Annotated in this window: 23 protein-coding genes; 15 read left to right on the top strand and 8 right to left on the bottom strand. The window is 70.9% G+C overall.

What is annotated here, in order from left to right; translation table 11 throughout:
• Positions 1–18: 18 nt before the first annotated feature.
• Complete coding sequence (locus OV427_RS12545; protein ID WP_267856322.1) at positions 19–288, bottom strand: GlsB/YeaQ/YmgE family stress response membrane protein; 270 nt, start codon at positions 286–288, stop codon at positions 19–21.
• A 179-nt stretch (positions 289–467) separates the two neighbouring features.
• On the opposite strand from OV427_RS12545, the gene radA reads away from it, so the two are divergent.
• Positions 468–1832, top strand: coding sequence for a DNA repair protein RadA (gene radA / locus OV427_RS12550; protein WP_267856323.1), 1365 nt, complete (start codon positions 468–470; stop codon positions 1830–1832).
• 50 nt (positions 1833–1882) lie between these two features.
• Here the strand turns inward: radA and OV427_RS12555 are convergent, their stop codons facing one another.
• The gene (locus tag OV427_RS12555) at positions 1883–3076 is read right to left on the bottom strand and encodes an LLM class flavin-dependent oxidoreductase (RefSeq protein ID WP_267856324.1); all 1194 of its coding nucleotides are present in this window, start codon (positions 3074–3076) and stop codon (positions 1883–1885) included.
• 509 nt (positions 3077–3585) lie between these two features.
• Here OV427_RS12555 and OV427_RS12560 point away from each other — a divergent pair.
• Entirely contained in the window at positions 3586–5796 is a 2211-nt protein-coding gene (locus tag OV427_RS12560; RefSeq protein WP_267856325.1) for a glycosyl hydrolase family 18 protein, read from the top strand.
• A gap of 55 nt (positions 5797–5851) precedes the next feature.
• Here OV427_RS12560 and OV427_RS12565 read toward each other — a convergent pair whose 3' ends face one another.
• Positions 5852–6445: a dihydrofolate reductase family protein gene (locus OV427_RS12565; RefSeq protein WP_267856326.1), complete on the bottom strand. Its 594-nt coding sequence runs from the start codon at positions 6443–6445 to the stop codon at positions 5852–5854.
• Positions 6446–6851: 406 nt separating this feature from the next.
• On the opposite strand from OV427_RS12565, the gene OV427_RS12570 reads away from it, so the two are divergent.
• The 3 genes from OV427_RS12570 to OV427_RS12585 all read left to right on the top strand — a co-directional run bounded on the left by OV427_RS12570 (position 6852) and on the right by OV427_RS12585 (position 10077).
• Positions 6852–7544 (top strand): DUF4476 domain-containing protein, encoded by a 693-nt coding sequence (locus tag OV427_RS12570; protein WP_267856327.1) that lies wholly within the window; start codon positions 6852–6854, stop codon positions 7542–7544.
• A 90-nt stretch (positions 7545–7634) separates the two neighbouring features.
• On the top strand, positions 7635–8492 hold the full coding sequence (locus tag OV427_RS50570) for a peptidoglycan-binding protein (protein ID WP_324289955.1): 858 nt from the start codon (positions 7635–7637) through the stop codon (positions 8490–8492).
• Between the two features lie 106 nt (positions 8493–8598).
• The gene (locus OV427_RS12585; RefSeq protein ID WP_267856328.1) at positions 8599–10077 is read left to right on the top strand and encodes a sensor histidine kinase; all 1479 of its coding nucleotides are present in this window, start codon (positions 8599–8601) and stop codon (positions 10075–10077) included.
• On the opposite strand, the gene OV427_RS12590 is transcribed toward OV427_RS12585, so the two are convergent.
• Together OV427_RS12590 and OV427_RS12595 are read right to left on the bottom strand one after the other, a co-directional pair.
• Positions 10061–11857 carry a methyl-accepting chemotaxis protein gene (locus tag OV427_RS12590; protein ID WP_267856329.1) on the bottom strand — a complete coding sequence of 599 codons (1797 nt, stop codon included), beginning with the start codon at positions 11855–11857 and terminating at the stop codon, positions 10061–10063. The two genes, OV427_RS12585 and OV427_RS12590, sit on opposite strands and share 17 nt — an antisense overlap.
• A 218-nt stretch (positions 11858–12075) precedes the next feature.
• A complete protein-coding gene (locus tag OV427_RS12595; RefSeq protein ID WP_267856330.1) occupies positions 12076–13416 on the bottom strand; it encodes a cytochrome P450 in 1341 nt (446 codons plus the stop codon).
• Positions 13417–13778: 362 nt separating this feature from the next.
• On the opposite strand from OV427_RS12595, the gene OV427_RS12600 reads away from it, so the two are divergent.
• The 4 genes from OV427_RS12600 (at position 13779) to OV427_RS12615 (ending at position 19129) form a co-directional block, all read left to right on the top strand.
• Positions 13779–14051, top strand: coding sequence for a hypothetical protein (locus tag OV427_RS12600; protein WP_267856331.1), 273 nt, complete (start codon positions 13779–13781; stop codon positions 14049–14051).
• A gap of 4 nt (positions 14052–14055) precedes the next feature.
• Positions 14056–16023 (top strand): enoyl-CoA hydratase/isomerase family protein, encoded by a 1968-nt coding sequence (locus tag OV427_RS12605; protein ID WP_267856332.1) that lies wholly within the window; start codon positions 14056–14058, stop codon positions 16021–16023.
• Entirely contained in the window at positions 16016–16750 is a 735-nt protein-coding gene (locus tag OV427_RS12610; RefSeq protein WP_267856333.1) for an SDR family NAD(P)-dependent oxidoreductase, read from the top strand. Before OV427_RS12605 ends, OV427_RS12610 begins: the two co-directional genes overlap by 8 nt.
• Before the next feature lie 603 nt (positions 16751–17353).
• Positions 17354–19129, top strand: coding sequence for a fatty acyl-AMP ligase (locus tag OV427_RS12615; RefSeq protein ID WP_267856334.1), 1776 nt, complete (start codon positions 17354–17356; stop codon positions 19127–19129).
• A 112-nt stretch (positions 19130–19241) separates the two neighbouring features.
• On the opposite strand, the gene OV427_RS12620 is transcribed toward OV427_RS12615, so the two are convergent.
• The gene (locus tag OV427_RS12620; RefSeq protein ID WP_267856335.1) at positions 19242–19820 is read right to left on the bottom strand and encodes an NUDIX hydrolase; all 579 of its coding nucleotides are present in this window, start codon (positions 19818–19820) and stop codon (positions 19242–19244) included.
• A gap of 160 nt (positions 19821–19980) precedes the next feature.
• Here OV427_RS12620 and OV427_RS12625 point away from each other — a divergent pair, with 160 nt between their 5' ends.
• Entirely contained in the window at positions 19981–21387 is a 1407-nt protein-coding gene (locus tag OV427_RS12625) for a sigma-54-dependent transcriptional regulator (RefSeq protein WP_267856336.1), read from the top strand.
• A gap of 174 nt (positions 21388–21561) precedes the next feature.
• Positions 21562–22620 carry a TetR family transcriptional regulator gene (locus OV427_RS12630; RefSeq protein ID WP_267856337.1) on the top strand — a complete coding sequence of 353 codons (1059 nt, stop codon included), beginning with the start codon at positions 21562–21564 and terminating at the stop codon, positions 22618–22620.
• Positions 22621–22633: 13 nt separating this feature from the next.
• Here the strand turns inward: OV427_RS12630 and OV427_RS12635 are convergent, their stop codons facing one another.
• On the bottom strand, positions 22634–23170 hold the full coding sequence (locus OV427_RS12635; protein ID WP_267856338.1) for a hypothetical protein: 537 nt from the start codon (positions 23168–23170) through the stop codon (positions 22634–22636).
• A gap of 117 nt (positions 23171–23287) precedes the next feature.
• On the opposite strand from OV427_RS12635, the gene OV427_RS12640 reads away from it, so the two are divergent.
• On the top strand, positions 23288–24343 hold the full coding sequence (locus OV427_RS12640; RefSeq protein WP_267856339.1) for a hypothetical protein: 1056 nt from the start codon (positions 23288–23290) through the stop codon (positions 24341–24343).
• A 10-nt stretch (positions 24344–24353) separates the two neighbouring features.
• On the opposite strand, the gene OV427_RS12645 is transcribed toward OV427_RS12640, so the two are convergent.
• Positions 24354–24731: a tetratricopeptide repeat protein gene (locus tag OV427_RS12645; protein ID WP_267856340.1), complete on the bottom strand. Its 378-nt coding sequence runs from the start codon at positions 24729–24731 to the stop codon at positions 24354–24356.
• On the opposite strand from OV427_RS12645, the gene rsfS reads away from it, so the two are divergent.
• The 3 genes from rsfS (at position 24730) to OV427_RS12660 (ending at position 26984) form a co-directional block, all read left to right on the top strand.
• Positions 24730–25287, top strand: a complete 558-nt coding sequence (gene rsfS / locus OV427_RS12650) for a ribosome silencing factor (RefSeq protein WP_267856341.1) — start codon at positions 24730–24732, stop codon at positions 25285–25287. The two genes, OV427_RS12645 and rsfS, sit on opposite strands and share 2 nt — an antisense overlap.
• Entirely contained in the window at positions 25284–25748 is a 465-nt protein-coding gene (locus OV427_RS12655; protein ID WP_267863418.1) for a 23S rRNA (pseudouridine(1915)-N(3))-methyltransferase RlmH, read from the top strand. Before rsfS ends, OV427_RS12655 begins: the two co-directional genes overlap by 4 nt.
• Before the next feature lie 81 nt (positions 25749–25829).
• Positions 25830–26984: an RNA ligase RtcB family protein gene (locus OV427_RS12660; protein WP_267856342.1), complete on the top strand. Its 1155-nt coding sequence runs from the start codon at positions 25830–25832 to the stop codon at positions 26982–26984.
• Positions 26985–26994: the final 10 nt, after the last annotated feature.

A 26994-nucleotide genomic window follows, 5' to 3' on the forward strand; every position in this document is an offset into this window, starting at 1 on the left:
CCTCAATTGAAGCGGGCGCTAGACGCGGACGCGGCGCCGGCCGCCGGCCATGCCCACCAGGAACAGCACCAGGAGTGCGCCCACGACGGAGAACAGCAGTCCGGTCGGGTGCAGGTCGAAGATGCGGCCGTCGCTGCGGAACAGCGAGCCGATGAAGCCACCCACGAACGAGCCGGCGACGCCGAGCAGCGTGGTGGCGATGAGCCCCATGGACTGGTTGCCCGGCATGACAGCGCGAGCGATGAGGCCGGCGAGAAGGCCGATGACCAGGAAAGCAATGATCCCCATGACTACCTCCCTTGCTTGGGAGCGGCGCGGCTTGCGCTGCTCACGTGGATTCAAGGTGGGCTGCCCCTCCTTCCCGTACAACTTGACAACAGGGGGGTTGACACCGTGCCTGCCTGCTCTCCTGTCTGGCCAACCTGTAAGGGCGTAAAAACGTCAGGGTTCCGCGCTATGGCTCCCCCATGGCGAAGGCGAAGACGCACTACACCTGTCAGGCCTGCGGGTATCAGACGGCGAAGTGGCTCGGGAAGTGCCCGGACTGCGGCGCGTGGAGCTCGCTGCTGGAGGAGACGGGAGCGAAGGACGACGAGAAGCGCCCGGCGTGGGGGGCCTCGGGCGGGGCCTCGAAGCCCGTGCTCCTCAAGGAGGTCACCAGCGAGACGGAGGTGCGGCGCCGCACGGGCATCGCCGAGTTCGACCGGGTGCTGGGCGGCGGCGTGGTGAGCGGCTCGCTGGTGCTGCTGGGCGGAGACCCGGGCATCGGCAAGTCCACACTGCTGCTCGCGGCAGTGGACAGGCTGGCGCGTCACGGGCCGGTGCTCTACGTGTCGGGTGAGGAGAGCCTGCGCCAGACGAAGATGCGCGCCGAGCGGCTCCGCGTGGAAGGGGATGCCCTCCACCTGTTCGCGGAGACGGACGCGGAGCGCATCCTGACGGCCGCGGAGGCGCTCAAGCCGCAGGCGCTGGTGGTGGACTCCATCCAGACCATGTACCTGCCGGAATTGGGCAACGCGCCGGGCAGCATCACCCAGGTGCGCGAGGTGGCGGGCCGGCTGATGGCGTACGCCAAGCGCACGGGGGTGCCCACCTTCCTCGTGGGCCACGTGACGAAGGAGGGCTCCATCGCGGGCCCGCGCGTGCTGGAGCACATGGTGGACACCGTCCTCTACTTCGAGGGCGAGCGCGGCCACCCGTTCCGAATCCTGCGCGCGCACAAGAACCGCTTCGGCTCCACCAACGAGATTGGCGTCTTCGAGATGAAGGGCGCGGGGCTGGTGGAGGTGTCGGACCCCTCCGCCCTCTTCCTCTCGGAGCGCCCGGTGGGCAAGTCCGGCAGCGTCGTCACCAGTACGCTCAACGGCACGCGCCCGCTGCTGGTGGAGGTACAGGCGCTGGTGGCGCCCACGGGCTACGGCACCGCGCGGCGCACGGCCATCGGCGTGGACGGCAACCGCGTGGCGCTGCTGGCGGCGGTGCTGGAGAAGAAGGAGGAGATTCCGCTGGTGGGCTGCGACCTCTTCGTCAACGTCGCGGGCGGAATGCAGCTCAACGAGCCTGCGTGTGACCTCGCGGTGTGCGCGGCGCTGGTGAGCAGCCTGCAGAACCGGCCGCTGGACGCGCAGACGCTGGTGCTGGGCGAGGTGGGCCTCGCGGGAGAGGTGCGCGCGGTGGGCCAGGTGGAGCCGCGCCTGGCCGAGGCCGCGAAGATGGGCTTCCAGCGGGTGGTGCTGCCCGCCGGAAGCGCGCGGCGGCTCGAGGGCGCCGGGAAGATGAAGGTGGTGGGCGTGGAGACGCTCGGCGAGGCGCTGGCGGCGATGTTCGACTGAAGCACCGCGCGCCAGGGGCGCCGAGCCTTGGAGCCTCCGGGCCCGTGGGCCTACGGCGCCGCGGGCATCTTGAACTCGGGGATGAGCCCGCCGGTGAGGCGGATGCTCTTCATCACCTTGTCATGCGGCAGGGCGCCCACCTGGTGGAAGGACATGAGGGCGTCGATGCCCAGGGCCTCGTAGCGCTTCAGTCGCTTCCGCACCTGGTCCTGGGTGCCGACAATCAGCGAGTCCTGCTCGCTCAAGACTTCCCAGACCTGGCCGTCCGGCACGTCCTCGCCTCCGACGATGCGGCCCAGCAGCCGCTGGGCCCGGGACTGCGGCGCGTTGGGGTCCTTGTTGCGGACGTACTGCCCCGTGAGTCCTCCGCCCGCGGGGTCCTTCGCCAGCGCCTCCAGCTCGGCGGCGGTGCGGATGAAGACCTCCTTCGCCTCGAAGAAGGTGAAGGAGCCATTCGTGTACCAGGCCGCGGCCTTCGCGGCGCCGTTCTCCATCGCCTCCTGCTCGGTGTCCGCGCAGTGGACGAAGGTGAAGAAAGCGACCTGGTCGTTGACGAACTCACCCACCGGCTCGCAGCGGGTGCGCAGGGCCTCGCGGTAGATGTGAATCATCTCCGCGACTTCTTCCGGCGAGGCCCACAGCGTCACGCCCAGCGCCCCCACGCCGTTGCGTCCCGCCTGCTCGAACGAGGCCGGGCTGGAGCACGCCTGCCAGAGCGGCGGGTGCGGCTTGCGGTACGGCTTGGGGATGACGCTGATGTCCTTGAGCCGGTAGTCCGGGCTGTCCCAGGAGAACTTCTCGCGGGTCCACATCTTCGGAACCATCTCGAAGGCCTGCTGCATCTGCCCGCGCGTGGAGTCCGGGTCGATGTTGAAGGTGCGCCATTCGGGGATGGTGCTGCGCGCCAGCCCGAGCTGGAAGCGGCCCCCGCTCAGGTGGTCGATGAAGGCTCCGCGCTCCGCGATGCGGATGGGGTGGTTGAAGCGCCCCGGCGCCAGCACCGACGAGTGGCCCACGTGCATCCGCTTCGTGTTCATGGCGATGGCCGTGAGCATGACCTCGGGCGCGGAGCTGTAGCTGAACTCCACGGCGGTGTGGTGCTCCACCTGCCACCAGACGCCGTAGCCCATCTCATCCGCCAGCTTCGCCTGCTCCAGCGTCTCCTGGATGAGCCGATGCTCGTGGTCAGGACCGGTCCAGTGCTCCTTCGGGTGCTGCATCTCCGAGAAGATGTCGAGTCTCATGTCCCCCTCCTCTGCTGCACGGGTATGCGCCGCCCTCCAGGGCAGGGCTCCCGCAGCCTAGACCAGGCGGGCAGGCAACCGAGATACATGTCTCATCCTGACGGTAGGCGGCTGGGCGACATCGCAGACGCTGACGACACCGGTGTACGATTGAAGCGCCGAGGCCCCGCGAGGGAGCGAGCCGTCGCCCCGCCGGCGTGAAACAGGAAATCCATCCATGCAATGGATTGCCTTTCCGCCCGGACTCCAGGCGCATTTCCCTCTGGGAACCAATGCCTTGCACTTCCGCCTTCCCACCGACCTGGCGTCCTCATGGAGTGCCGAAATGACTCACAACATGGCTTGAAAGTCGACGGCGGCATTTGGTGTTTGTGCCCCCACTTGCCAGGCACCCCTTGCACGCCGGTCATTTCCGACGCGGCGGTTGAGCAGGCGAGGGCCCCTTCCGTCCGTCGTGTTCGGAGAAGCGGGGCCCGCGTCGGCTCACATTCCCTGGCTGCTGGAGCACCATGAGAAAGCAGCTCAAGTGGTTCATGTTGGCAGTCGGCGTCCAGGCCTCCGCGTGCGGTGGCGCGTCCGACTTTCAAGGAAGCACGCCCGAGGTCACCACCCCCGAGGTGACCGCCCCCGAGGCCCCCACGCCCTCCGAGTCCGCGCCCCTCGATGCCGGCGCCACCGCGGTGGACCCCAACAGCATCTACGCGGACGCGCTCGGCTCGGGCTGGGTGGACTGGTCCTGGGCCACGCACAACCTCGCTGCCACGTCCCCCGTCAATTCCGGCACGCGCGCCGTGTCCGCGACGTTCAGCGCATGGGCGGGGCTGTACTTCCACCACACGGGCGTCCCCACCACGGGGCTCGAGTTCGTGGAGTTCCAGGTCCACGGCGGCGTGACGACCAACCCCACCCTCTCCGCGTATGCCACCGTGGCCAATGCCAACCGGCCCACGGTGGGGGTGAACCGGTACTGTGACGGCGGCACCATCAAGGCCAACGCCTGGACGCGGTGCCGCGTGCCGCTGTCCGCGCTCGGCGTCACCAACGTCACGATGGACGGCTTCGTCATCCAGGAGGGCGCCGGCCGCTCGCTGCCGGTGATGACCTTCGACAACCTCCGCCTGGGCACCTCCGCGGCCACGCCGGCCGCTCCCACCGGGCTGGCGGCCACGCCGTCCTCGACGTCCGTCTCCCTGACGTGGACCGCCGTCAGCGGCGCGACGGGCTACCACGTGTACCGCGCCACCACCCAGGCGGGCACGTACACGAAGCTGACGGTGACGCCCGCCACCACCGCCACGTACCGGGACACCGCCGTCTCCGCCGGCGCGACGTACTGGTACGCCGTGTCCGCGGTGGGCACCGGCGGAGAGGGCGCCCGCTCCTCGGCGGTCTCCGCCACCGTGCAGTCCCCGGTGCCCACGGTGGCCATCTCCGTGACGCCCACCAGCGCGTCGCTCCTCAAGGGCGCCACGCGGACCTTCACGGCCGCCGTGACGGGCAGCACCAACACGGCCGTCACCTGGTCCGTCCAGGAGGGCTCGGCCGGAGGCACCGTCACCAGCGCGGGCCTGTACACCGCGCCGCAGACGACGGGCACGTACCACGTCATCGCCACCAGCCAGGCGGACACCACGAAGAAGGCGACGGCCACCGTCACCGTCACCGCGTCCACTCCGGCCACAGGCAAGTGGGTGTCTGGCTATTACACCGGCTGGAATGCGGACCTGTACCCGCCGGAGAAGGTGGACTTCAGCGCGATGACGCACATCATCGTCGGCCGCGCCACGCCCCGCACGGACGGCACAGTGAGCACGGCGTTCGACAACTCGAACGGCCCGGCCATGGCGCGCACCCTGGCGACGCGGGCCCACGCGGCCGGCCGCAAGGCCATCATCATGGTGGGCGGCGCCGGTGAGCACGCCAACTGGGTGGGCGCCGCCAGCAGCGCCAACCGCGCGAAGTTCGTGCAGAACCTGCTCTCCGCCATGGACAGCCTCGGCTACGACGGGCTCGACATCGACTGGGAGCCCGTGGAGACGGCCGACAAGCCCAACCTGCTCGCGCTGGTGAAGGACCTGCGCGCGGCGCGGCCGGGCATGCTGCTCACCTTCCCCATCGGGTGGATCAACACCAACTTCGCGACCGACGTGGACCCCTGGTACGCGCAGCTCGCGCCGTACCTGGACCAGATCAACGTCATGTCCTACGAGATGATTGGCCCGTGGGACGGCTGGCAGTCCTGGTACACGTCCGCGCTATACGGCCACACCGGCAACCACCCCACGTCCGTCTCCGCCAGCCTCAACGGCTGGGCGAGCGTGGGCATCCCCAAGGCGAAGCTCGGCATGGGCATCCCCTTCTACGGCATGGCGTGGCGCAACATCACCGGCCCGTACCAGAGCTTCACCAACTGGTCGGACTACGTGGGCAGCGACAACTCCTTCACGTACAAGAAGATCCTCCAGCTCTCCAAGTCCGGCACGTACCACTGGGACGCGGTGGCCGGCGCGAGCTACGTCACCTTCAGCACGCCCGTGGAGGACGGCACCGTGCGGTGGATTTCCTATGACGCCCCGCAGACCATCGCCGCCAAGGGCGCGTACACCCGCGACAACGGCTTCGGTGGCACCATCATCTGGACCATCAACCAGGGCTGCACCGACCCCGCCACCGGCGCCAACCCGCTGTTGGACGCGGTGAAGAGCGCGTTCCTGCAGTAGCGGGGCACCAGAAGGGAGGAGCGGAGCGCCACCCGCCACGCTCCTCCCTCCTGCTTCACTCCGCCAGGGGCAGGCCCGGAGGGGGCATGATGTTCGTCCCCGGGGCGCCTTCAGGCAGCACGGCGTAGCGCAGCAGCAGCACGCCGTTCTTGTAGACCTTGGTGGACAGCAGCTCCAGGCTCCGCGTCCCCTGGAGCCGCGTGACGAGCGGGATGCCCGAGCCGAGCAGCAGCGGGCTCAGCTTGAGCACCACCTCGTCGACGAGCCCCGCGTCCAGCACCTTCGACGCGAAGTCCGCGCCGCCCGCGAGGTAGAGGTCCTTGCCCGGCCGGGCCTTGAGCTGACGGATGACACCGAGGGCGTCGTCAGCCACCAGCTTCACGCGCGGGTTCGGGCTCTCCTTCAAGGAGCGCGTGAAGACGTAGGGCTCCATCATCGGATAGGGGTCCGTCACCCCCACCTTCAGGCCCTGCTCGTACGTGCGACGCCCCATCAGGACGGTGTCGTACGTCGCGAAGGACGCGAGGTAGTCGGTGATGTGCTCGCTGTCCTTCACGAGCCTCTCCTGCATGAAGGCCCCGTAGGTGTCGTCCTCGTGGGCGATGAAGCCGTCGGCGGTGGAAGCAACGTGGTACTTGAGCTTTCGCATACAGAAATCTCCAAAAGCAGCGCGTACGCCCGGAGCACCGGGCGGATGGGAATGGAACTCGCGGCGGGGACTCGGTGAAGACCACACGTCCGGACGGCAGACCTCGACGCACCACGGCCAGGCTGCCGGGGCGACGCAGGGAAGTCTCGGGAAGTGGGTCAGCGAGTGGAGATCATGGGGCGACGCCGTGAGGCGCCGGGCGCGACATTAAGCACGCCCACCGAGCGGCCGCAACCGGGTTGCATGCCCGAGCGTCGCCCATCGTGCGTCACATGCGCGGTCCGGCCTGTCGTTGCCGCACACGTGCTGTGAATATCTGCAGTGAGGGTGCGTCCAGGGCTTCGCGCGCCTGCTCCGCTGCCTGCCGCTGAGCATGGCACCGATTCTCAACCCCAAGGAACCTCGAATGAGCCCGATTGCCCGTGCCGTGATTGCCGTGTCCGTGTTCGCCGCCTCCGTCGCCTCCGCCCAGGACGTCGAGATGAACATGAACGTCCAGGGGGATGACATGGACATGCCCTCGGCCCACATCCAGGTGAAGGGCACGGCGCCCGGCTCGGGCGAGGAAGGCGTGGACATGGACGTCCAGGCCGGCGGTGCCCGCATGCAGATCAAGGTGAAGGGGGACGTGAATAGCGAGACAAGCGAGCGCACGGAGAAGCGGGAGCGTCGCGAGCATCGCGAGCGCCGTGAGGAGGTCCGTCACGAGGAGCCCCAGGCGATGCCCGTGCGGGGCGTCGCGTCGGAGCCGGCGTTCCGCAACTGTGGCACCGGCGAGGACCCGGGCTGCACCATGCGGCGGGATGGCCAGTTCGCGATGGACGCGGAGACCTTCCAGGGCGTCATGAAGTCGCTCAAGGCCGTCTCCAACGAGCTGACCCGCGAGGACATGGCGGAGAAGATGTTCAAGCGGAACTACCTCACCGCGAAGCAGTTCGGCCAGGTGCTGGACCTCTTCAACAACGAGCTCACCCGCCTGGACGTGGCGCAGAACGCGGCGCCCCACGTGGTGAACCCGCAGCACGCGCTGGGCTTCTCCTCCAAGTGGAAGAACTCCCTGACGGGCGAGGACTACATCGAGGTCATGTCCGCCCAGTAGTCGGCCGAGGTGGCCGGGCCCGCGTCACATGTGAGGCCGGCGCAGTCCCTCTCGAAGGGGGCATTGGCGCCTCCCCGAACAGGAGACGCCATGCCCGAACAAGAATCCTACATCCCAAGCATGGGTCGGCCCGCGAAGGCCGACCCCATCCTCCAGCAAGGCTCGACGGGGCCCGCCGTCGTCGAACTGCAGATGCTGCTCACGAAAGCGGGCTTCAGTCCCGGCGCCGCGGACGGTGACTTCGGCGCGAAGACGAAGTCCGCGGTGATGAGCTTCCAGCGCGCACGCGGGCTGACAGCGGACGGAATCGTCGGCCCGGTCACCTGGGCCGCGCTGCGGGCTTCCACTCCCGCCCCCGCCCCCGTGAGCGGGCTGCGCGAGAAGATAGTGGCCGAGGCGCAGTGGGGCCTCTCCAACGCCGCCGGCATCCACTACCAACAACTGCGGCCCATGGACGGCATCAACCAGCGCCACAAGCTGCCGCTGAACACGGACTGCTCCGGGTTCGTCACGCTCTGCTACAAGTGGGCCGGCGCCGGAGACCCCAATGGGCTCGGCTTCAACGGCCAGGGCTACACGGGCACGCTGCTGGGCTACCTGACCTCCATCCCCCAGTCTCAGGTGAAGGCGGGAGACCTCTGCCTCTGGGCGCGCAACGGCAAGGGCGAGCACGTGGCCATGGTCAGCGAGCCGGGCAGCGACCCGCTGCTCATCTCCCACGGCGAGGAGTCCGGCCCGTACACCGTGCGGTTCTCGTCCTCCAATCGCTACCACTCGGGCGCCACCGTGTACTGGCTGAAGCTGCCCTCGGTGGATGGCACCACCCGCGAGATGCCGCCGGGAGCGACCCAGATGCGCATGCGACAGCCCGAGGTGAGCGGCGCCACCGACGCGCCCAGCGAGTCCGGCCTGGCGCGAGAGAACGAGTCCCCGCCCGTCACGCACTGACGCTCCGGCGCGAGGCCCCGCGGGTGGGCGAGGTGCGACGTGGAGCCCCAGGCCCCATGCCAGCGTGCCTTCCTGACGCGGGGCTCGGCTAGAGTCCGCCGTGCACATGGCCGACGGAGCCCAACACACTTCCCGGTGGAGGGACGCACTGGGCTCGCTCTCGGCGCGGCTGCTGGTGGCGTTCCTCGTCCCCACCCTGCTGTTCGTCGCGGTGGCGGGCACGGCGGTGTACCACCTCGCTCGCGCCATCCTCGAGGAGGAGCTGGGCGCCGGCCTCTCCGCCATCGCCGCCGCCACCGCCAGCCAGGTCAACGGCGAGCGCATGCTCACCGTGGAGCCCGGCGATGACGTCACCGGCACCCGCACCTGGCGCAACCTCGTGCGCGCGTTGGAAGGCGTGCGCGAGGCCAGCGGCGTGCGCCGCGTCTACGCCGTGGACACGCAGGGCCGCGTGCGCGTGGACGTGGGCGGCGGCCTGCCCGTGGGCGTGGAGATGCCGGAGCTGGCGCGCGACAGGCTGGAGCTGGCCCGCGTCTTCGCCGGAGAGCGCGCCGCCAGCCAGGTCCTCTTCACCGGCACCGACGGGCACCTCTACAAGACGGGTTATGCCCCCGTGCGCCAGGACGGCCGCGTGGTGGGCGCGGTGGGCGTGGAGGGCAGCGCCGCCTTCTTCGGCCCGCTCCAGTCCCTGTCACGCACCTTCGTCATCATGGGCGCGGGGGCCCTGGCCGCGCTCGCCGCCATCGCCCTGCTCACCGCGCGCGGGCTGGCCCGCCCGCTGCGGCGGCTGATGGACTCCGCGCTGCGCATCGGCCGCGGAGACCTCACCACGCCCGTCCCGTCCGAGCCCACGCTCGAAATCGGCGTGCTGGCCCGCGAGCTGGAGGTCATGCGCGGCGCGCTGGAGAGCCGCGACAGGCAGCTCAAGATGATGCTCGCCGGCGTGGCCCACGAGGTGCGCAACCCCATTGGCGGCATCGCCCTCTTCTCCGGCATCCTCCAGGAGGACCTCCAGGCCGGCGCCCACTCCGAGGCCGGCGAGCACGTGAAGCGCATCCAGCGCGAGGTGGCCTACCTCCAGCGAATCGTCGAGGACTTCCTCGCCTTCGCCCGCGAGCAGCCCCTGGCGCGCTCGCCCGTGGAGGCCCCCGCCCTGCTCTCCGGCGCCTGTGAGTTGCTGGCCGTCGAGGCCAGTGCCCGGGGCGTCGCTGTCGAAGTGGACGCCGCGCCCGCGCGGCTGGAGGCGGATGGCAGCCTGCTCACCGCCGCCCTCGTGAACCTGGTGAAGAACGCGGTGCAGGCCTCGTCCGCCGGAGGCAGGGTGCGCGTGTCCGGCACGGCGGGGGACGGCCGCTACACCATCCAGGTGCGCGACGCCGGGCCCGGTGTGCCGGAGTCCGAGCGCGAGCGCATCTTCGAGCCCTTCTTCACCACGCGCGAGAAGGGCACCGGCCTGGGTCTGCCGCTGGCGCGCAAGATTGCGCTGGCGCACGGAGGTGAGCTGCGGCTGGCCTCCGCGCCGGGCGACACGACCTTCATCCTCACGCTGCCGCTGGAGAGCACCCCGCTCAGTTCGCCGCGGTGAACTGCCCCGCCATCCGCCCCACCTCCTCGGACACGCTGGACAGCGTGGCGGTGGCCTCCTGCGTGGACTCCAGGCGCTTCAAGGTGGAGTCCATGATTTGCGACAGGTCACCGATGGCGGTGAAGATTTGCGAGAAGCCGGCGTTCTGCTGCGTCACCGCGGCGGCAATCTGCCGGGCGGCCGTGGAGTTCTCCTGGGAGATGCGCGACAGCTCCCGCAGCGAGTCTCCGGACGCGCGCATCTGGTCCAGGCCGGTGCCGATGGTGTGCACGCCCTGCTCGCCCATCAACGCCGCGTCGCGGATGCCCTGGCTGATTTCCTGGAGGATGCCGCGGATGCGCCGCGTGGCCTGGATGGACTGGTCCGCCAGTCCGCGAATCTCCCGGGCCACCACCGCGAAGCCCTTGCCCTGCTCACCCGAGCGCGCCGCTTCAATGGCCGCATTCACCGCGAGCAGGTGCGACTGGTCCGCCAGGTCCTTCACCGTCTCGGTGATGTCACCAATCTGCGTGGTGCTCTCCGCCAGCCGCGCCAGCCGCTGCTGGATGCCATCCACCGCGCGCCGGATGTCCGCGAGCCCGGTGACGCTCTGCTCCACCGCGGCCTCGCCCTTCTGCCCCAATTCCTCCGCGCGGCGGGCCACCTGGAGCACCGCGTCCGCGCGGTCGGCCGCCATCAGCGAAGTGCGCTTGATTTCCTCCGACGTCACCTGCGCCTCGTGCAGCGCGGCCGCCTGACGCACGAGGCTCTGCTGCTGCTCGTCGTTGGCCGTGCGCAGGTGACTGCCCGCGTCGCCCAGTTGCGTCGCGGACGCCTGGAGCGCCAGCGGCAGCTTGCGCAGCTTGGCCAGCACCGCGTTCATGCCCGAGGCCAGGGTGCCAATCTCATCCGTGGACACCCACTCGGGCGAGGTGGTGCGGCCATGTGCCAGCGCTTCAATCGCCACGCCCACCGCGCCGGTGCCCTGCGCCTGCCGGCGCGCGAGCATGTACGTGGTGATGGTGGGAAGGATGAGCACCAGGCCGGCCACCCACGCCATGGAACCCAGGAGCTCCGTCACCAGCGAGCCGCCCAGCGTGTCCAACACCTGCCGGGAGGTGATGGCCCCGTCGTGCACCAGCTCCGCGCGGAGCACGTCCCGCAGCCCCAGCATCTTCACCGTCATCACACAGCCACTCAGGAGCAGCGTGGAGACGATGGACGCCACGAAGGTGAAGGGCAGGAACCAGGACTGGCGCGGCCAGAAGAAGCCGCCGCCGCGCGGCACGACGCCCGGGTGCAGTCGCTGCTCCTCCATCGCCAGCGGGACGAGCTGCTTCTCCAGGCTCAGCGCGATGGGGAACGACATCACCACGCCGAAGCAGAAGGCGATGGTGGAGCCCAGCACCACGCGCAGCACCTCCTTGTCGAACTCGAGGCACACCGGGATGCTGAAGCTCAGCCCCCCCAGCGTCCACGCCGCATACGTCGTGAAGACGGTGCTCTGCCACGGCAGCCGGAGGATGCGGCCCAGGCGCTCCCCCGGCGCATCCCCCGGGCGGTGCCGCAGCGCCCGCGCCGCGAGCAGGCGCAGCGCCGCGTACGGGTAGATGGTGCCGAAGAAGAAGATGAGCGCGGGAGCGATTCGCGTGGTGGCCCACAGCCCCTCCTCGCTGTTGAGCCCCATGGACAGCGCGATGAGGTACGCGCAGTTCAGGCCGGGCAACGCCACCCAGCTGATGAACGTCAGCGCGCCCTTCCTGGCGAAATCACCGATGACCTGTTCATCCAAGTTGCCCATGACTCGTGTCCCCCCGGACGTGAGCGCGGCCTCCAGCGTGGCTGTCCCCCCGGACGTGGCATGTAACCGCAGGACTTCCGCGGTCGCGCATGCCTGCGCTCACCAGATACAGCTTAATGAGCAACGCCTCGCGGATACCAGCCACCGGGTCCATCGAGAGTGCTCACAACTGTGTGAAAGGGATGGAATCCCTGCACTCCCAGCACTTCACTAACAAATCAGGCACGCAGTCGCTCGACGCGCATGCGCAGACCGCCGGACGGGGCAATGGTGACCGCTCGACGTTGAGGCCGTACCTGGGTGTCCAGGGGGGTCAGCTCGAAGCGCGAGAGCACGAGTCCGAGCACCACCTTCATCTCATACAGCGCCAGCGCCATTCCGATACATCGGCGCACACCGCCTCCAAAAGGCAGATATTCGAAGGGTGACCAGGCGCGCTCCAGGAAGCGCTCGGGGCGGAACACCTCCGGGTCGGCGAACGTCTCCGGGCGGTGGTGGGCAAGGTAGATGCACGCGGCCACGGTGACGCCCGGGGGCACCTCGTGGCCCTGGACGCGGAAGGGCACCTGGGTGCGGCGCGCGACGACGGGGATGATGGGGTGCAGGCGCAGCGTCTCCTGGCAGACGGCCTTCAGCCAGGGCGCGGCGCTGCTGGCGAGCGCGGCCGGCTCCGGCTCGGCGCCCAGCCCACGCAATTCCTCGTGCAGCCGCTCCAGCGCGCCGGGCGAGGCGTGAAGCCAGTGCAGCGCCCAGGCGATGGCCGTCGCCGTCGTCTCGTAGCCCGTCACCACGAGCGTCATCAGCTCGTCGCGCAGCACGCCGTCCTCCAGGGGCGCGCCGTCCTCGTAGGTGGCGGCCAGCAACATGCCGAGGATGTCGCCGCGCTCGCAGTCCTTCACCTCGCGCCGGTGGCGCACCTCCTCCAGGAGGAGCTGGTCGATGCGCTCCAGGCCGAGCTTGTAGGAGGCCCACGCCTCGGAGTGGTGCTCCTCGCGGAGCTGGCCGAGGTTGCCCAGGTTGAACTTGGAGTCATTGAGGAAGGCCTGGATGCGCTCGCTCAACTCGTCGGCACGGGCGCCGCCGTCCAGGCCGAACACCGCCGTGAGGATGACCCGCAGCGACACGCGCTGCATGACGTCCTGGATGACGACGGACTGACCGGGGTGCCAGCCCTGGAGCGCGGACAGCGTGGCCTCGCGCACCTGCGCGCCATACTGCTCGATTCGCCGCGAGTGGAAGGCGGGTCCCAGCATGCGCCGCTCCCGCTGGTGGGGCTTCTCCTCCAGGAGCAGCAGCGAGTGCGCGCCGAGCAGCGGCCGCAGCACCACGTTGCCCTCGCCCGCATGCAGCACCGCGGGGTCCGCGGAGAAGATGTCCCGCAGCGCGTCCGGGTGGGAGAACATCGCGTACGTGCCGTGGCTGCCGAGGTCGAGCGTGAAGGCGTCTCCCAGCTTCTCGCGGCAGCTTCGCAGCAGCTCATATGGACGCGCGCGCCACATCAGGGACTGCTGCACCGCCGGAAGCTCGACGCGTGGAGGCAGTGGGCTGACGGTCTGCATACGGAAGCTCCCCCCGGACCCCTGACGCTACTCCCCCCGGACCCCAGCGGCTTCGCGCGGCCCGGTGGGGGCCTTCCCGACAGCCAGGGGAGTCAACACCTCGCGTGTCCCCTGCGCGTCGCTTGGGGCACCCATCTGTCTTTCAGTGCGCAAGAAACAAGGAATGATACAGAGTCACGATACACCCGCTTCTCTTGCTTAGACCATCCCTGTATCTTTTTATCATTCGTTGATTTTTGGCCGGGTGGGGGGTGGGTCAGCGCGGTCGGTGGACGTTTCCCGGGCATGGGGCGCAGTGCTGCTCCTGAGTTTGGACAACCGGGCCCTGGTCCTCCAGCGGTCCAGTGACGGGGGGTTCCGCGATGCTGACCGGGAGCGACACCGATTCCATTCTTCACGCCGTGGTGGCCGCGACGCGGGCCGCATGCCGGCTGCCATTGCCCGAGGTCATCGGCCGCGGGCACTGCTTCGTCACGGACCTGGGCTTCGACTCGATGAGCATCGCCCGGCTCGCGCTGGAGCTGGAGGACCGCGTCCAGCAACCGGTGCTGCTGGACGACTGGATTGCCAGCGAGCCGGACCCGACCGCGCTCACCGTGGGCTCGCTCTGCAACTACGTCGCCGCGCTCGGGTAACCCCATGTCCACGAAGCTCTTCGGGATGCAGTGGGCGGGTGATGTCCTGGTGCTGACGCTGGACACCCCGGGCTGTGACTTCAACATCTTCAGCCACGAGGCGGCGGTGCAGTTGCTGGAGCTGCTGGAGGGCGTGGACCGCGAGCGGGTGCGCGCGCTCGTCTTCCGCAGCGCCAAGCCGGGCAGCTTCGTCAATGGCGTGGGGCTGATGATGGCGGGCACCGCCCAGGCGCCCGAGGACATCCCCCGGATGACGGAGACGGTGACGCGGGCCTACCGCGCGGTGCGCGAGTTCCCCGCGCCCACCATCGCCGCCATCCGTGGCAACTGCTACGGCTGTGGGGTGGAGTTCTCGCTGCACTGCGACTACCGGGTCGCGGCGCACACGTACGAGACGCACTTCTACATGACGGAGATTGCCGAGTACCTGTTCATCCCGGCGTTCGGCAGCACGCAGGACTTGCCCCAGCTCATCGGATTGGAGAGCGCCACGGATGCGCTCCTGTGGGGCCAGCGCTGGTCCGCTCCGGAGGCGATGCGCCGGGGGCTGGTGGATGCCTGCTTCGATGACGCGGACTTCGACGGCAGCGTGACTCGCTTCGTGGACGCGCTGCTGGAGTGCGGCGCGCCCAAGCGCTGGCAGGTGGACGCGCCGGCCCGCACGCCCGCGCCGGCCGACTTCGAGGCGCACACGCGCGCCCGCATCTCGAACCTGCCTCAGAGCTACCAGCCCGTGTACACGGAGTGCTTCGACCTGATGCTGCACGCCTCGCGGCGGGCCCGGGCGGACGCGGCGGACTACCAGCGGGAGGTGGAGGCCTGCGGGCGCGCGGTGGTGAACCCCATCGCGAAGGCCGCGCTCTCCATCTTCTTCGTGCGGCGGCTCGCGCAGCACCACAGCCTGCGCGAGCACGAATTGCCGCCACTCACCCACTGGGTCATCGACACCGAGGACGCGCGGCTCGCGGCGTTCGCGGAGGAGCTGCGCACCCGGCGCGTGCGCGGCCTGTCGGTGGAGGTGGCTCCGAGGACGCCTCCTCCTGGCGCTCCGGCGATGCACGTCGCGCGCCATGCCCCCGAGCATGGGCCGCTGCCGGAGGGCACGGTGTCCCTGGCGGTGGACCTGGTGGAAGGCGCACTGCTGGGAGCTTCGGACCTGGTGCTGTACGCGCCGCTGCTGGAGGCGGGGCTGCCGGTGGTGGAGGTGCGCGCGGGGAAGGACCAGCCGCTGGAAACGGCGCGCGGCGTCTTCGCCCTGCTCCACCGGGCCGGGTTCCACCCGGTGCTGTCGCACGCGACGGGGGAGCCGGTGCTCCATGCCCTGCTGGGCGCGTACCTGGGGCCGCTGGTGGCGCACGTGCTCGGAGGCGGCGAGGCGCGCGAGGCCCTGGCCACGGTGCGCACCATCGGCTTCGTGCGCTCTCCGGCGGAGCTCATCCGGACCCTACCGCGCACCGCCCTGGCGATGGCGCTGGCGCCGCACCTGCCGGGACCGGTGGAGCTCGGGGCCGTCGAGCGGGCGCTGGAGGAACTCGCCACCGCCGAGGCTCAGGGGGCCCATGGCTCCGCGCCGCTCGCGGACGCGGTGTTCATCTCGCTGCTGGGCTTCGTCACCCGCGCGCTCGCTGAGCGCACGCTGGGGCACCCCACCGTGGTGGACGTGCTGGCGCGTGAGCTCATCGACTTCCCGCTCGGGTTCGGGAGCCTCTGCCGCTACCTCACGCGGGAGCGGGCCTCGCGCCTGCTGACGTCGGATGTGGTGAGGGCCCTGCTCCCTCGGGGCCCCATGCTGGCGCTGGAAGCGTTCGTGTCCACGGGGCGCGACTTCTATCCGCAGGCGAAGCCGGCCGCGCGCCCCGCCGCCCCGGCCGTGGCCCTGGCGGCCACCAGGCAGGCCACTCCCTCCGCGCAGCCCGTGTCCGAACCGCAAGCCTCCGAGGCCCCGTCCTCCCCACGGGCCCTGCATGTCTGAGCCACGCGTCGCCGTCATCACGGGGGCGGCGGGTGGCATCGGACGAGCAGTGGTGCGGCGGCTGCTGCGCGCCGGGCTGCACGTCGTGGCGACCGACCACGCGGCGGAGTCCCTTCGCGAGCTGGCGGAGGTCAGCGTGGACCAGCCCCGCCTGAGCTGCGAGGTGATGGACGTGGCGGACGTGGAGTCCGTGCGCCGCGTGGCCGCGAGCGTCGACGCGGCCCACCACCGCGTGGACGTGCTCGTCACCTGCGCGGGCGTCTTCCAGCAGGTCTCCGCGCTCAAGGACGACGCGGAGGCCGTGGAGCGAGTGCTGCGCATCAACCTCACCGGCACGCTCCACACCACCACGCACTTCGGCGTCATCATGGCGCGCACCGGCGGGCGCATCGTCCACGTGAGCTCCATCGCCGGGCTCACCGGGGCCGCGCTCGCGGGGCCGTATGCGGCGTCGAAAGCGGGGATGGTGGCGCTCACGCAGTCGCACGCGCGCGAGCTGGCACCGCACGGCATCTCCGTGAACGCCGTACTTCCAGGCTACGTCGACACGCCGATGGCCGCGCCGATGCGCGCCACACTGCAGCAGTTCGTCATGCCTCGCGTCCCCCTGCGCCGCTTCGCGCAGCCGGACGAGGTGGCGGAGGTCATCGAGTTCCTCGCCACGTGCAAGACGCCCTACCTGACGGGCGCGGCCATCCCCATCGACGGAGGCCTGCATGTCGGCTGATTCGGTACGCGGGGACTGCCTGCACGGAGTGAGGCATCCCCCCGGCGGCCGGCAGCCGTGGAAGGAACGTTCATTCCGCGAGTCACCCGCCCGGAGGGGCGCAGCGGTGCCCTCCGGCGGCCGGCAGCCGTGGAAGGAACGTTCATTCCGCAAGTCGTCCGCCCACAGGGGGCAGCGGTGCCCTCCGGCGACCGACAGCCGTGGAAGGAACGTTCATTCCGCGAGGCCTCCGCCCGCTGGGGGCAGCGGTGCCCTCCGGCGGCCGGCAGCCGCGGAAGGAACGTTCATTCCGCGAGGCCTCCGCCCGGGGGGGCGCGGCTGTGCCCTCCGGCGGCCGGCAGCCGCGGAAGGAACGTTCATTCCGCGAGGCCTCCGCCCGCCGGGAGGAGCGGAGTGCCGGATGCCACTTCGCTTTGAGTGAGCCCGTCCTCACCGCCCCGTCGGAGGACACGACGCTGATTCACGACTCGACCGCTGACCCGGACGAATCCACCCACGGAGGTCTGCATGTCGGCCAAGCCCGCCTTGACGGTCCCGCCGGAGGACACGAAGCGGATTCACGACTCGGCCCCTGTCCCGGCTGAGTCCAGTCCTGAAGGTACCGTGAACGCAGCGCGGGCCTATGGCCCGGCCAGTCCGCGCGCGGAGACCGGGTCCACGACCACGGCCTGGCTGCCCGACCCAGCACTGACCTTCCCCGAAGCCTTCGCGCGGCGAGTGGCCCTGACGCCCGACCAGCCCGTGCTCCAAGCAGTCAGCTTCGTCGGACGCGAACCCCAGGCGCGCCCGTTCACCTACGCGGCGCTCGCGAACGGAGTTCATCAAGCCGCCGCGTTGCTCGTTCGCGCGGGCGTGCAGCCGGGAGACACCGTGCTGCTGTGCGTATCCCGGGCGGACGCGTTCTTCTCCTTCCTCGTCGCCACGCAGGTGCTCGGCGCCATCCCCGCCCCGCTTCCGTCGATGGCGGACTTGCAGATGCAGTCGTACCAGTCCCGCCTCCGCTCCGTGGCCCGTGACGCGAAGCCGCGCGCCCTCGTGGTGGACGACGCGCGCGCCCGGCAGGCCGTGGCCGGCGCGCTGGAGGATGGGACGCTCGGCGTCGTGGAGGTGGCGGAGCTCGACGGTGAGTCCGTACTCCTGGAGCGCGCCCTCGACTGGGGCTGCCGCCCGGAGGGCCTCGCCTTCCTGCAGTACACGTCCGGCAGCACCGGAGAGCCAAAGGGCGTGGTGGTGCGGCACGACAACCTCGTCGCCAATCTGCGCGCCATCATCGAGGGTGGGCGGATGGACGGGCGCGACGCCGTCTACTCGTGGCTGCCCGTGTTCCACGACATGGGGCTCGTCGCCGGGCTGCTGCTGGGCGTGTACCTGGGCATCCCCGCCTATGTCGCGCCGCTGAAGAGCTTCGTCTACCGCCCGGACTCGTGGCTGCGGGCCATCCACCGCTTCCGCGCCACGTTCAGCCCCGCGCCCAACTTCGCCTATCACCTGCTCGCGCACCGCATCCCCGAGAGCGCGCTGCGCGAACTCGACCTGTCCTCCTGGCGGCTCGCCTTCGACGGAGCGGAGCCCATCGACCCGCGCACGGCCGAGGCCTTCATCCGCCGCTTCGAGCCCGCGGGCTTCCGCGCCACCAGCTTCCGCCCCGCCTACGGACTGGCCGAGGCGACCCTGGCCGTCTCCTTCGCGCCACCGGAGGCCCCCCTGCGCTGTGACACCGTGGAGCGCGAGGCGCTCACGGCCCGGGGTGAGGCGCGCGCCGTGGTGAGCGGAAGCACCGACAGCACCACCATCATCAGCGTGGGCCAGCCCGTGCCAGGGCACCGGGTGCGCATCCTCTCGACAGAGGACGGACGCGAGCTTCCCGAGCGGCACCTGGGTGAGGTGGCCGTGTCCGGCCCGTCCGTGACGCCCGGCTACTTCCGCGAGCTGCGCGAGGGTGGAGCGCCGCGCGCGGAGCTGCGCACCGGGGACCTGGGCTACCTCGCGGAGGGCGAGCTGTTCATCGTCGACCGGCTCAAGGACCTGCTCGTCGTGGGCGGACGCAAGCATGCCCCGGCCGACGTGGAGCGCGTGGTGGGCGCGCTGGAGGGGGTGCGAGGTGGCGCGGTGGTGGCCTTCAGCGTGCGGGGCTCCGAGGGCACGGAGGAGGTCGTCCTCGCCGTCACTCCGGAGGCGGGTGCGGACCTGGTGGCTCTGGAGGCTACCGTGCAGCGGTCCGCGCAGGAGCACTTCGGCTTCCCACCGCGCGTGGTGCTCGTCCGCCCGGGCGCGCTGCCGAAGACGTCCAGCGGCAAGCTCCAGCGGTCCGCCTGCCGCGCGCGGTATCTCGACGGGACGCTCCAGCGCTTCACGCGCGAGCCGGCACCGACGACGTAGGTCCCCATCGCGTTGGCGCCTCTGGACGGCCATGAGGCGGAGCACGGCCAGGTCGATATGGCACCCGGGCCCGCGCAAGCCTTCCCGTCCACACCGCAGCCACGACTCCGCCCTAACGAGAGGCCGGAGCCACCACGCGCCGCGCCTTCTCCAGCATCCGCCGCAGCGGTGCCTCATCCGCTCGCGCCAGCGCCTCATCCCAGGTGAGCCACTGCACCCCGGTGGACTCGGCCGGGTCGTGCACCAGCGCCTCCGGGTTCTCCGCCACCAGGAGGTAGCGCACGTCCAGGTGGTGATGCTCCGGCTCGTCGCGGCGCGCCGGAATCGTGTGGATGTCCACGTCCAGCGGCTGGGGAGCGGCGGGGTGCACGTGGACACGGCAGCCCGTCTCCTCTCGTGCCTCCCGCAGCGCCGTGGCCGTCATGTCCCCGCCATCCGCCGCATCCGCATGCCCGCCCGGCTGCAACCAGCGCTTCAGCTTCCCGTGGTGCAGCATCACCACGCGCGCGCCTTCCGGGTCCACCACCACCGCGCTGCCGGTGAAGTGGGCGGTGGCCTGCGAGCGGGAGAAGGGCTGCTCCAGCGTGGCGGCGAAGTGGCGCATGCGCTCCAGGTCGTCGCGCTCCTTGTCGTCCGTGGCAACGTGACGCGCGAGCAGGGTCTGCAGGGACGTGGGGACCGGGGAATCCATGTCCATCCACGTACCGTCCCGCGACGGCACGCGCCAGTGCCTTCGCACGGCAGGCGTGCAGGCGGCACGAGCCGGTGTAGGGTGCCGCCCGGGTGTGTTCTCATGCAGGCGCACCCGGGGCGGCCGGTCCCCGCAGTGCATGGAGAATTCGAGCAACGCCATGGCGCGCATCCTCGTCATCGATGACCACGACACCCTGCGCGAGGGCATGGCCGTCACCCTCACCCGCGCCGGGCACTCCGTCTCCGCGGTGCGCAGCGGCGCGGACGGCCTGGCCGCCTGGCGCAAGACGCCCTTCGACCTCGTCGTCACCGACCTGAAGATGGACGGCATGGACGGCATCGAGGTGACGAAGGCGCTCAAGGCGTTGGACCCGGCCGCCGTCGTCATGGTGGTGACGGCCTTCGGCACCATCGAGACCGCCGTGCGCGCCATGCAGGAGGGCGCCTACGACTTCATCACCAAGCCCTTCCCGCCCGAGGTGCTGCGCGCCAAGGTGGACAAGGGCCTGGAGTTGTCCACCACGCGCCGGCAGGTGGAGAAGCTCACCGCGCGCACCGCCGCGCACGACGCGGACGCGGCCCTCACCCACGGCAGCCTCGTGGGCGACAGCGAGCCCATGCATCGGCTCGTCGCCCAGGTGCGCAAGGTGGCGGCGAGCGAGGCCACCGTGCTGGTGCGCGGCGAGAGCGGCACCGGCAAGGAGCTGGTCGCCCGCATGGTCCACCAGCTGTCCCCGCGCAAGGACGGGCCCTTCGTCGTCGTGCACTGCGCGGCGCTCGCGGAGACGCTGCTGGAGAGCGAGTTGTTCGGCCACGAGCGCGGCGCCTTCACCGGCGCGGTGAAGCGCAAGCTGGGCCGCTTCGAGCTGGCCGACGGCGGCACCCTCTTCCTCGACGAGATTGGCGAGATTCCCGCCTCCGTGCAGACGAAGCTGCTGCGCGTGCTTCAAGAAAAGGAAATCCAGCGCGTGGGCGGCGAGGAGACGCTCAAGGTGGACGTGCGCGTGGTGAGCGCCACCCACCGGGATTTGCAGGCCGAGGTGAAGGCGGGCCGCTTCCGCGAGGACCTCTACTACCGCCTGCACATCGTCCCGCTGATGCTGCCGCCCCTGCGCGAGCGGCCCGAGGACATCGCCGTACTCGCCCGCCACTTCGTGGCCAAGCACTCCGCCCGCGTGAATCGCCGCATCACCGGACTGGACGACGGCGCCCTGCGCGCGCTCGCCCGCCACGCGTGGCCCGGCAACGTGCGCGAATTGGAGAACGTCATCGAGCAGGCGCTCGTCTTCGCCGAGGGAGAGGTGCTCACCGATGTGGACCTGCCCTCGCACCTCACCGGCGGCACGCCGCGCATGGACGCGGGCCTGCCCGTGCCCCATGGTGACCGGCCCCTCCCCGACATCCTCGAGGACCTGGAGCGGCAGCTCATCGCCCGCGCCTACGAGAAGGCCGGCCGCGTGAAGACGGAGACCGCGCGCCTGCTCGGCATCAAGACGTCCGCGCTGTATTACAAGCTGGAGAAGTACGGCTTCCTCCCGAAAGGCACGCCCCCCGAGGAGGCTTGAGCCTCGAAAATCCGTGACACCCCGACGCGCCACCATGACTTTCCACCGCCGTCCCACCCCCTCCCACTCCCTCCCGGCGGCTCCAAGCCCCTGGAATCGCCCGGCTTTTCCCACCGGGGTCGTACCGGAGTACAGGGCCGGACTGGCATCCGCCTTGCTCAGGAAGCCCCGTCGATGAACCCCCGCCTCTCCGCCCTCCTGCTGTGCCTGCTGCTTGGCGTGCCCGCATGGGGCGCGTCCGGGCTGGAGGCGGTGCGCGGGCGGGCGCAGACGGCGCGCACGGAGGTGCGCTCGCTGCGCGGCCAGCAGCAGTCGCTGCGCGAGGAGCTCAACGGGCTGGCGGCGCGAATCGAGGCGCTGAAGTCGGCGCGCCAGGGGCGGCTGACCGCGGGGACGGAGCTGGAGGCGGCGCTGCGGCGCTCGCAGGAGCTGAGCGGCTCGCTCACCGGGCTGGCGCAGTCGGTGGCGGCGGCGGAGGGCGAGTCGGAGCGCGCGCACCTGGCGCTGCACACCGCGCTGTCCGAGGAGCTCTCGCGGCTGCGCGCGGCCTGGGACGCGACGACGGAGCGGGGCCAGCGGGCGAAGCTGCTGGAGGCCATGCGCACCGCGCGCGCCGAGCGCGAGGCCGTGCGCGCGGCGCTGCCGGCCTCGCGGGTGCCGGCGCTGGACGCGGCGACCTCCAGCGGGGATGACCCCGAGGACCTGCTGGAGCAGGCGGACACGCTGCGCGACACCGAGGACAAGGTGCGCGAGCGGCTCAAGGCCCTGCGCGGGCGCATCACCGAGGTGCGCGAGGAGCGCGACCTGGACCGGCGCATGAACGACTTCCTCGGCGAGGAGTCGATGTTCGACGAGCAGGACCGCCGGCTCCGCGTGCGCCTGTCCGGCGACCGCGTGCAGGTGGACCGCAGTGGGGGGAGTCGGGGCGGCAGCCCCTCCTTCCAGGAGGACTCGGCGGGCGCCCCCGGCGGAAACCCGGCACCGCCTCCGGAAATCAGCACGCCCGATGACGTCAGCGGCCCCGGCCCCATCTCGCCCACCAACGCCTCGGCGCGCGCGAGCGACCGCCGGCCGCAGGTGGAGTCGGTACGCGCCCAGGCGCTGGCCTCGGGCGGGCCGGTGGACCTGGCCGCCCTGGAGGCCGAGGCCGCGAAGCTGGAGTCCCTGGCCCGCGAGCTGGACGGCCGCGCCTCCACGCTGGAGCACCGCGCCCAGGAGCTGGAGAAGCGCTGAGGCGGCCCTGGGGCTACAGCAGCCCGCCCTCCACCTCGAGCGTCACCACCGCCTGCAGGCGCACCTCGCGCTCCGGCATGCGCCCGCGGCCTCGGACGATGATGCTCATGGTGGGCGCGGACACGAAGGGCTGCAATTCCGTGTCGTCCACGTCCAGCGAGAGGACGGGGTTGGGCGGCCGGAGGTTCAGCCGGGAGATGTCCTGACGCCGGGCGATGCGCTCCTCGCGGTCTCCTGCCCGCGCGAAGAACTCCACCGAGTCCAGGAAGGTGAAGTCCTGGTCATTGGGACTCAAGAGCTTGAGCGTCAGGGACGTCACCTTCGCGGACGTCACGTCGCTCTTCTGGACATCCTGGTTCTTGAAGTCCTGGTTCTTGTCGAAGTCCAGCCCCGCGAAGCTGCTGATGCTGGGGAAGGCGTTGAGGTCGGTGGTGGCGCCGGGAGGCCCCGCGGGCACGGTGGACTCGCCCTTCAGCTCGGTGGTGAAGGAAGAGGGGGCACAGGCGGCGAGCCCGAGGCCCGCCGCCGCCAGGAGGGACAGAAGGCGCATGTATCAAGTGTATCGGGCCGCCGGGGGGGCCGTCACCGTCGAGGCCGACCTGCCGGACGGGCGCGCCCTCCCGCGAGTGGGGCGTGCAGGCTCCGGGCCGGTTATGGTGCGCGCGTCGTGGCCCGCTCCCGCCCACACCTCCTGCTTGCCCTCTGCGTGCTCGCCGCCGGCCCCGCGCCCGCGGCCGAGTGGGAGGGCGCGCTGAAGGCCACCAGCCGGATGATGGTGGACACCAACGCGTCCCGCGACTTCTCCGACGCCGCCACCGCGGCCAACAACGGCCTGGACGGGGCCTTCAGCCTGCTCGGCTCCGCGGAGGGGCGCGGCACCTTCGAGCGCTCGCAACTGGTGGGCCGCTACGAGTTGGGCGTGCGCAAGTACCTGGGCTTCACGGACGAGGACACGCTGGTGCAGGCCGGTGCCCTGGAGGGCTCGCTCGCGCTGGGCGCCGAGTTCGGCGTCGGCCTGGAGGGCCACGCGAAGGACCGGCGCGGTGGCTCGCGGGCGTACTCCGATTTGGGGACGAGCGCCTTCGTCGAGTACGCCCCCGACGTGCGCCTGGCGCTGCGCCTGCGCGCGGGGGCCCGGCGCTTCGTGTACCGGCCGGACGCCACCGCCAACTTCGGCGGCCCGGAGGTGGGCGTGCTGGGCCGCTACCGCTTCGACCGCCGGCACAGCGTGTCCCTCTTCGGAGACTGGGGCTCACGGGGCTACGGCACCCAGGCGCGGCCGCGGCCCGGAACGACGGTGGCCTCCCCGGGCCGGCGCGAGGACGGCGCCCTCACCGCTGGCGCCTCCTACAACTACCGGGGCCCCGTGGCGCTGGGCCTGACGTACGCCTACCAGGAGTCCTCCTCCAACAGCTTCGGGGAGACGGTGCTGCGGCACCGCGTCACGGGCAACGCCGGACTGCGCCTGCCCTGGCGGATGACGCTGCTGGCCCAGGGCTCGCTGGGCTTCAGCACCTACCCGGACGGCATCTTCCTCTCCCCCGAAATCATCCTCGTGGAAGAGGACGAGGGGCAGAACTCCGTCTCCCTGAAGCTGGCCCGCCCCGTGACGGAGAAGGTGGACGCGGAGGTGTCCTGGGGCCTGTGGAGCACGCGGCTGCCCCGCAACGGGCTCACCTACACGCGCCAGGTCTTCGGCATGGGCTTCACCTGGCGCGACTGACGGGGTGACTTCAGCCCAGGTCGGCGATGCGCTCGTCGATTTCCTCGGCGAGGCCGGGGTGTCCCTGGGACAGGGCGTGCGCCTTCGCCCGGCCGAGCACCTCCCGGGCCTTCTCCGTCTCCCCGGCCCCGGCCCAGGCGTCGCCCAGGGCCACGAGGGCGGCGGCGTACCCCGGGTCCAGCCGGACGGCGGACTCCAGGGCCCGGGCCGCCTCGGCGTATTCCCGACGCTCCAGGTACAGCTTCCCCAGGGAGAAGTGGCTCATGGGGGAGTCTGGGAAGTTGGCCACCATCTTCTTGAACTGCTCCAGCCGGGCGTCGCTCATGGACAACAGGAGATAGAGGACCGCTGTCCCCTTGCCAAGGGTGCGGTAGGGTGCGCGGCACATGGCCACAAAGAAGAAGACGAGCGCGAAAAAGAGCGCCGGCAGGACACCGGCGAAGAAGAAGACGGCGGGCAAGGCTCCCGCGGGCAGGGGGCCTGCGGGCAAGAAGGCCCCCGCGCGCAAGAAGACGGCGGGCCGGGCCCCTCTGCGCGCCAAGAAGGCGAGGCTGCCACCCGCCCCGCAGCAGAAGGCGGGCCCCGCGGAGAACCCCCAGGCGAAGGCGCTGGCCCAGCGCATCGGCCAGCTCCTCGTGGACAAGAAGGCACTGGACGTCGTCATCCTCGACGTGCGGGGCATGACGTCCTACGCGGACTACTTCGTCATCGCCTCCGGCGAGAGCGACCGCCAGGTGAGCGCCATGGCGGACAACGTCCAGGTGCAGCTCAAGACGCCCGACGAGGGCGGCCACCGTCCCATCGGCACCGAGGGCCTGGAGACGGGCCAGTGGGTGCTGCTGGACTACGGCGAGGTGGTGGCGCACCTGTTCCTCTCGGACCTGCGCGCGCACTATGACCTCGAGGGCCTCTGGGCCGACGCGGCGCGGGAGAAGGTGGCCTGAAAGTCAGGCTCCTCTCCATCGGCAAGGACCGCTCGGGCCTGTATGAGCCCGCGGTCCAGGAGTACGCCAAACGCCTGGGGCACTACACCCGCTTCGAGCTGGTGGAGCTGCCCGAGGCCAGCGGCAAGAAGCTCAAGCCGGGCGAGGCGAAGGCGGCGGAGGCCGACGCGATTCTCGCGAAGCGCAAGCCGCAGGACTGGCTGATTGCGCTGGACGAGCGCGGCTCGCTGCTCGACTCGGTGGAGCTGAGCCGCTACGTGGCCAAGGCGCAGACGGGCGCCAAGGATCTGCTCTTCATCATCGGCGGCGACGAGGGGCTGGATACGCGGGTGCGTGACGCGGCGAACCTCACGCTGTCCCTGTCGAAGATGACGCTGCCGCACCGGCTGGCGCGGGTGGTGCTCATCGAGCAGCTCTACCGCGCCTTCACCATCCTCAAGGGCGAGCCCTACCACAAGTAGGCGGCCGGGCAGGCCCGGGAACTCCGAGCCTGTCCGGGCCTGCCCCGTCAGGGCGCCGCCAGGCGTGGCGTCTGCGGGGGCATGAGCACCGCCGCCTCCTCCGCCACCCCTTCCTCCGCGCCCCCGGCGCACGTCCGCGTCATCGCCTCGCCCCAGTCGTGGGTGGAGGGCGAGGCGGTGCGACAACTCGAAGCCATGGCGCGGCTGCCCGGCATGCGCCTGGCGGTGGGGCTTCCGGACCTGCACCCCGGCAAGGGCGCACCGGTGGGCGCCGCCTTCACCTCCGAGGGCTTCCTCTATCCCTACCTCGTCGGCAACGACATCGGCTGTGGCATGGGGCTCTTCGACGTGGACCTGCTGGCGCGCAAGGCGAAGGCGGAGCGGTGGGCGGCGAAGCTGGATTTGGAGGGGCCGTGGAGCGGGGACGTGGACGGCTTTCTCTCGGAGCATGGGGTGAAGGCCACCGGCTTCGAGGCGGCGCTGGGCACGGTGGGCGGCGGCAACCACTTCGCGGAGGTACAGCGGGTGGACGCGGTGCACGACGCGGAGGCCTTCGCGGCGCTGGGGCTGGCGGCGGACCGGCTGCTCCTGCTGGTGCACTCGGGCTCGCGCGGCCTGGGTGAGGCGATTCTTCGCTCCCACGTGGACCGGCACGCGGCGGGTGGGCTGGTGGATGACTCGGCGGAGGCGCGGGCGTATCTGACGCGGCATGACCACGCGGTGGAGTGGGCCCGGGCCAACCGGGCGCTGGTGGCAAGGCGGGTGCTGGACGGCATCGGAGCCCTGGGCCGGCGGGTGTTGGATGTCTGCCACAACAGCGTCACCCCGCTGAAGGTGGAAGGGCGCACGCAGTGGCTGCACCGCAAGGGCGCGGCGCCGTCGGACGAGGGCCCGGTGGTGATTCCCGGCAGTCGCGGCGCGCTGAGCTACCTGGTGGCGCCGGTGGGAGACGGGACGGTCAGCGCGCACAGCCTGGCGCACGGCGCCGGCCGCAAGTGGACGCGCACCGCCGCCCGCGAGCGCATCAAGGAGCGCTTCACCGCCGAGTCCCTCACGCGGACCTCCTTCAAGAGCCACGTGGTGTGTGAGAACAAGGACCTGCTCTTCGAGGAGGCGCCGCAAGCGTACAAGACCATCGACCGGGTGGTGACGGACCTGGTGGAGGCGGGCCTGGTGCGGGTGGTGGCCACGCTGGCCCCGGTGCTGACGTACAAGACGCGCGCCCGGGGGGAGTGACGGCTTCCTG

The organism is Pyxidicoccus sp. MSG2, from assembly GCF_026626705.1.
GTDB lineage: Bacteria > Myxococcota > Myxococcia > Myxococcales > Myxococcaceae > Myxococcus.

Coding starts and splice junctions, on each gene's coding strand:
- OV427_RS12545 (WP_267856322.1), bottom strand. CDS start 288: ATGGGGATCATTGCTTTCCTGGTCATCGGCCTTCTCGCCGGCCTCATC.
- radA (WP_267856323.1), top strand. CDS start 468: ATGGCGAAGGCGAAGACGCACTACACCTGTCAGGCCTGCGGGTATCAG.
- OV427_RS12555 (WP_267856324.1), bottom strand. CDS start 3,076: ATGAGACTCGACATCTTCTCGGAGATGCAGCACCCGAAGGAGCACTGG.
- OV427_RS12560 (WP_267856325.1), top strand. CDS start 3,586: ATGAGAAAGCAGCTCAAGTGGTTCATGTTGGCAGTCGGCGTCCAGGCC.
- OV427_RS12565 (WP_267856326.1), bottom strand. CDS start 6,445: ATGCGAAAGCTCAAGTACCACGTTGCTTCCACCGCCGACGGCTTCATC.
- OV427_RS12570 (WP_267856327.1), top strand. CDS start 6,852: ATGAGCCCGATTGCCCGTGCCGTGATTGCCGTGTCCGTGTTCGCCGCC.
- OV427_RS50570 (WP_324289955.1), top strand. CDS start 7,635: ATGCCCGAACAAGAATCCTACATCCCAAGCATGGGTCGGCCCGCGAAG.
- OV427_RS12585 (WP_267856328.1), top strand. CDS start 8,599: ATGGCCGACGGAGCCCAACACACTTCCCGGTGGAGGGACGCACTGGGC.
- OV427_RS12590 (WP_267856329.1), bottom strand. CDS start 11,857: ATGGGCAACTTGGATGAACAGGTCATCGGTGATTTCGCCAGGAAGGGC.
- OV427_RS12595 (WP_267856330.1), bottom strand. CDS start 13,416: ATGCAGACCGTCAGCCCACTGCCTCCACGCGTCGAGCTTCCGGCGGTG.
- OV427_RS12600 (WP_267856331.1), top strand. CDS start 13,779: ATGCTGACCGGGAGCGACACCGATTCCATTCTTCACGCCGTGGTGGCC.
- OV427_RS12605 (WP_267856332.1), top strand. CDS start 14,056: ATGTCCACGAAGCTCTTCGGGATGCAGTGGGCGGGTGATGTCCTGGTG.
- OV427_RS12610 (WP_267856333.1), top strand. CDS start 16,016: ATGTCTGAGCCACGCGTCGCCGTCATCACGGGGGCGGCGGGTGGCATC.
- OV427_RS12620 (WP_267856335.1), bottom strand. CDS start 19,820: ATGGATTCCCCGGTCCCCACGTCCCTGCAGACCCTGCTCGCGCGTCAC.
- OV427_RS12625 (WP_267856336.1), top strand. CDS start 19,981: ATGGCGCGCATCCTCGTCATCGATGACCACGACACCCTGCGCGAGGGC.
- OV427_RS12630 (WP_267856337.1), top strand. CDS start 21,562: ATGAACCCCCGCCTCTCCGCCCTCCTGCTGTGCCTGCTGCTTGGCGTG.
- OV427_RS12635 (WP_267856338.1), bottom strand. CDS start 23,170: ATGCGCCTTCTGTCCCTCCTGGCGGCGGCGGGCCTCGGGCTCGCCGCC.
- rsfS (WP_267856341.1), top strand. CDS start 24,730: ATGGCCACAAAGAAGAAGACGAGCGCGAAAAAGAGCGCCGGCAGGACA.
- OV427_RS12645 (WP_267856340.1), bottom strand. CDS start 24,731: ATGTGCCGCGCACCCTACCGCACCCTTGGCAAGGGGACAGCGGTCCTC.
- OV427_RS12660 (WP_267856342.1), top strand. CDS start 25,830: ATGAGCACCGCCGCCTCCTCCGCCACCCCTTCCTCCGCGCCCCCGGCG.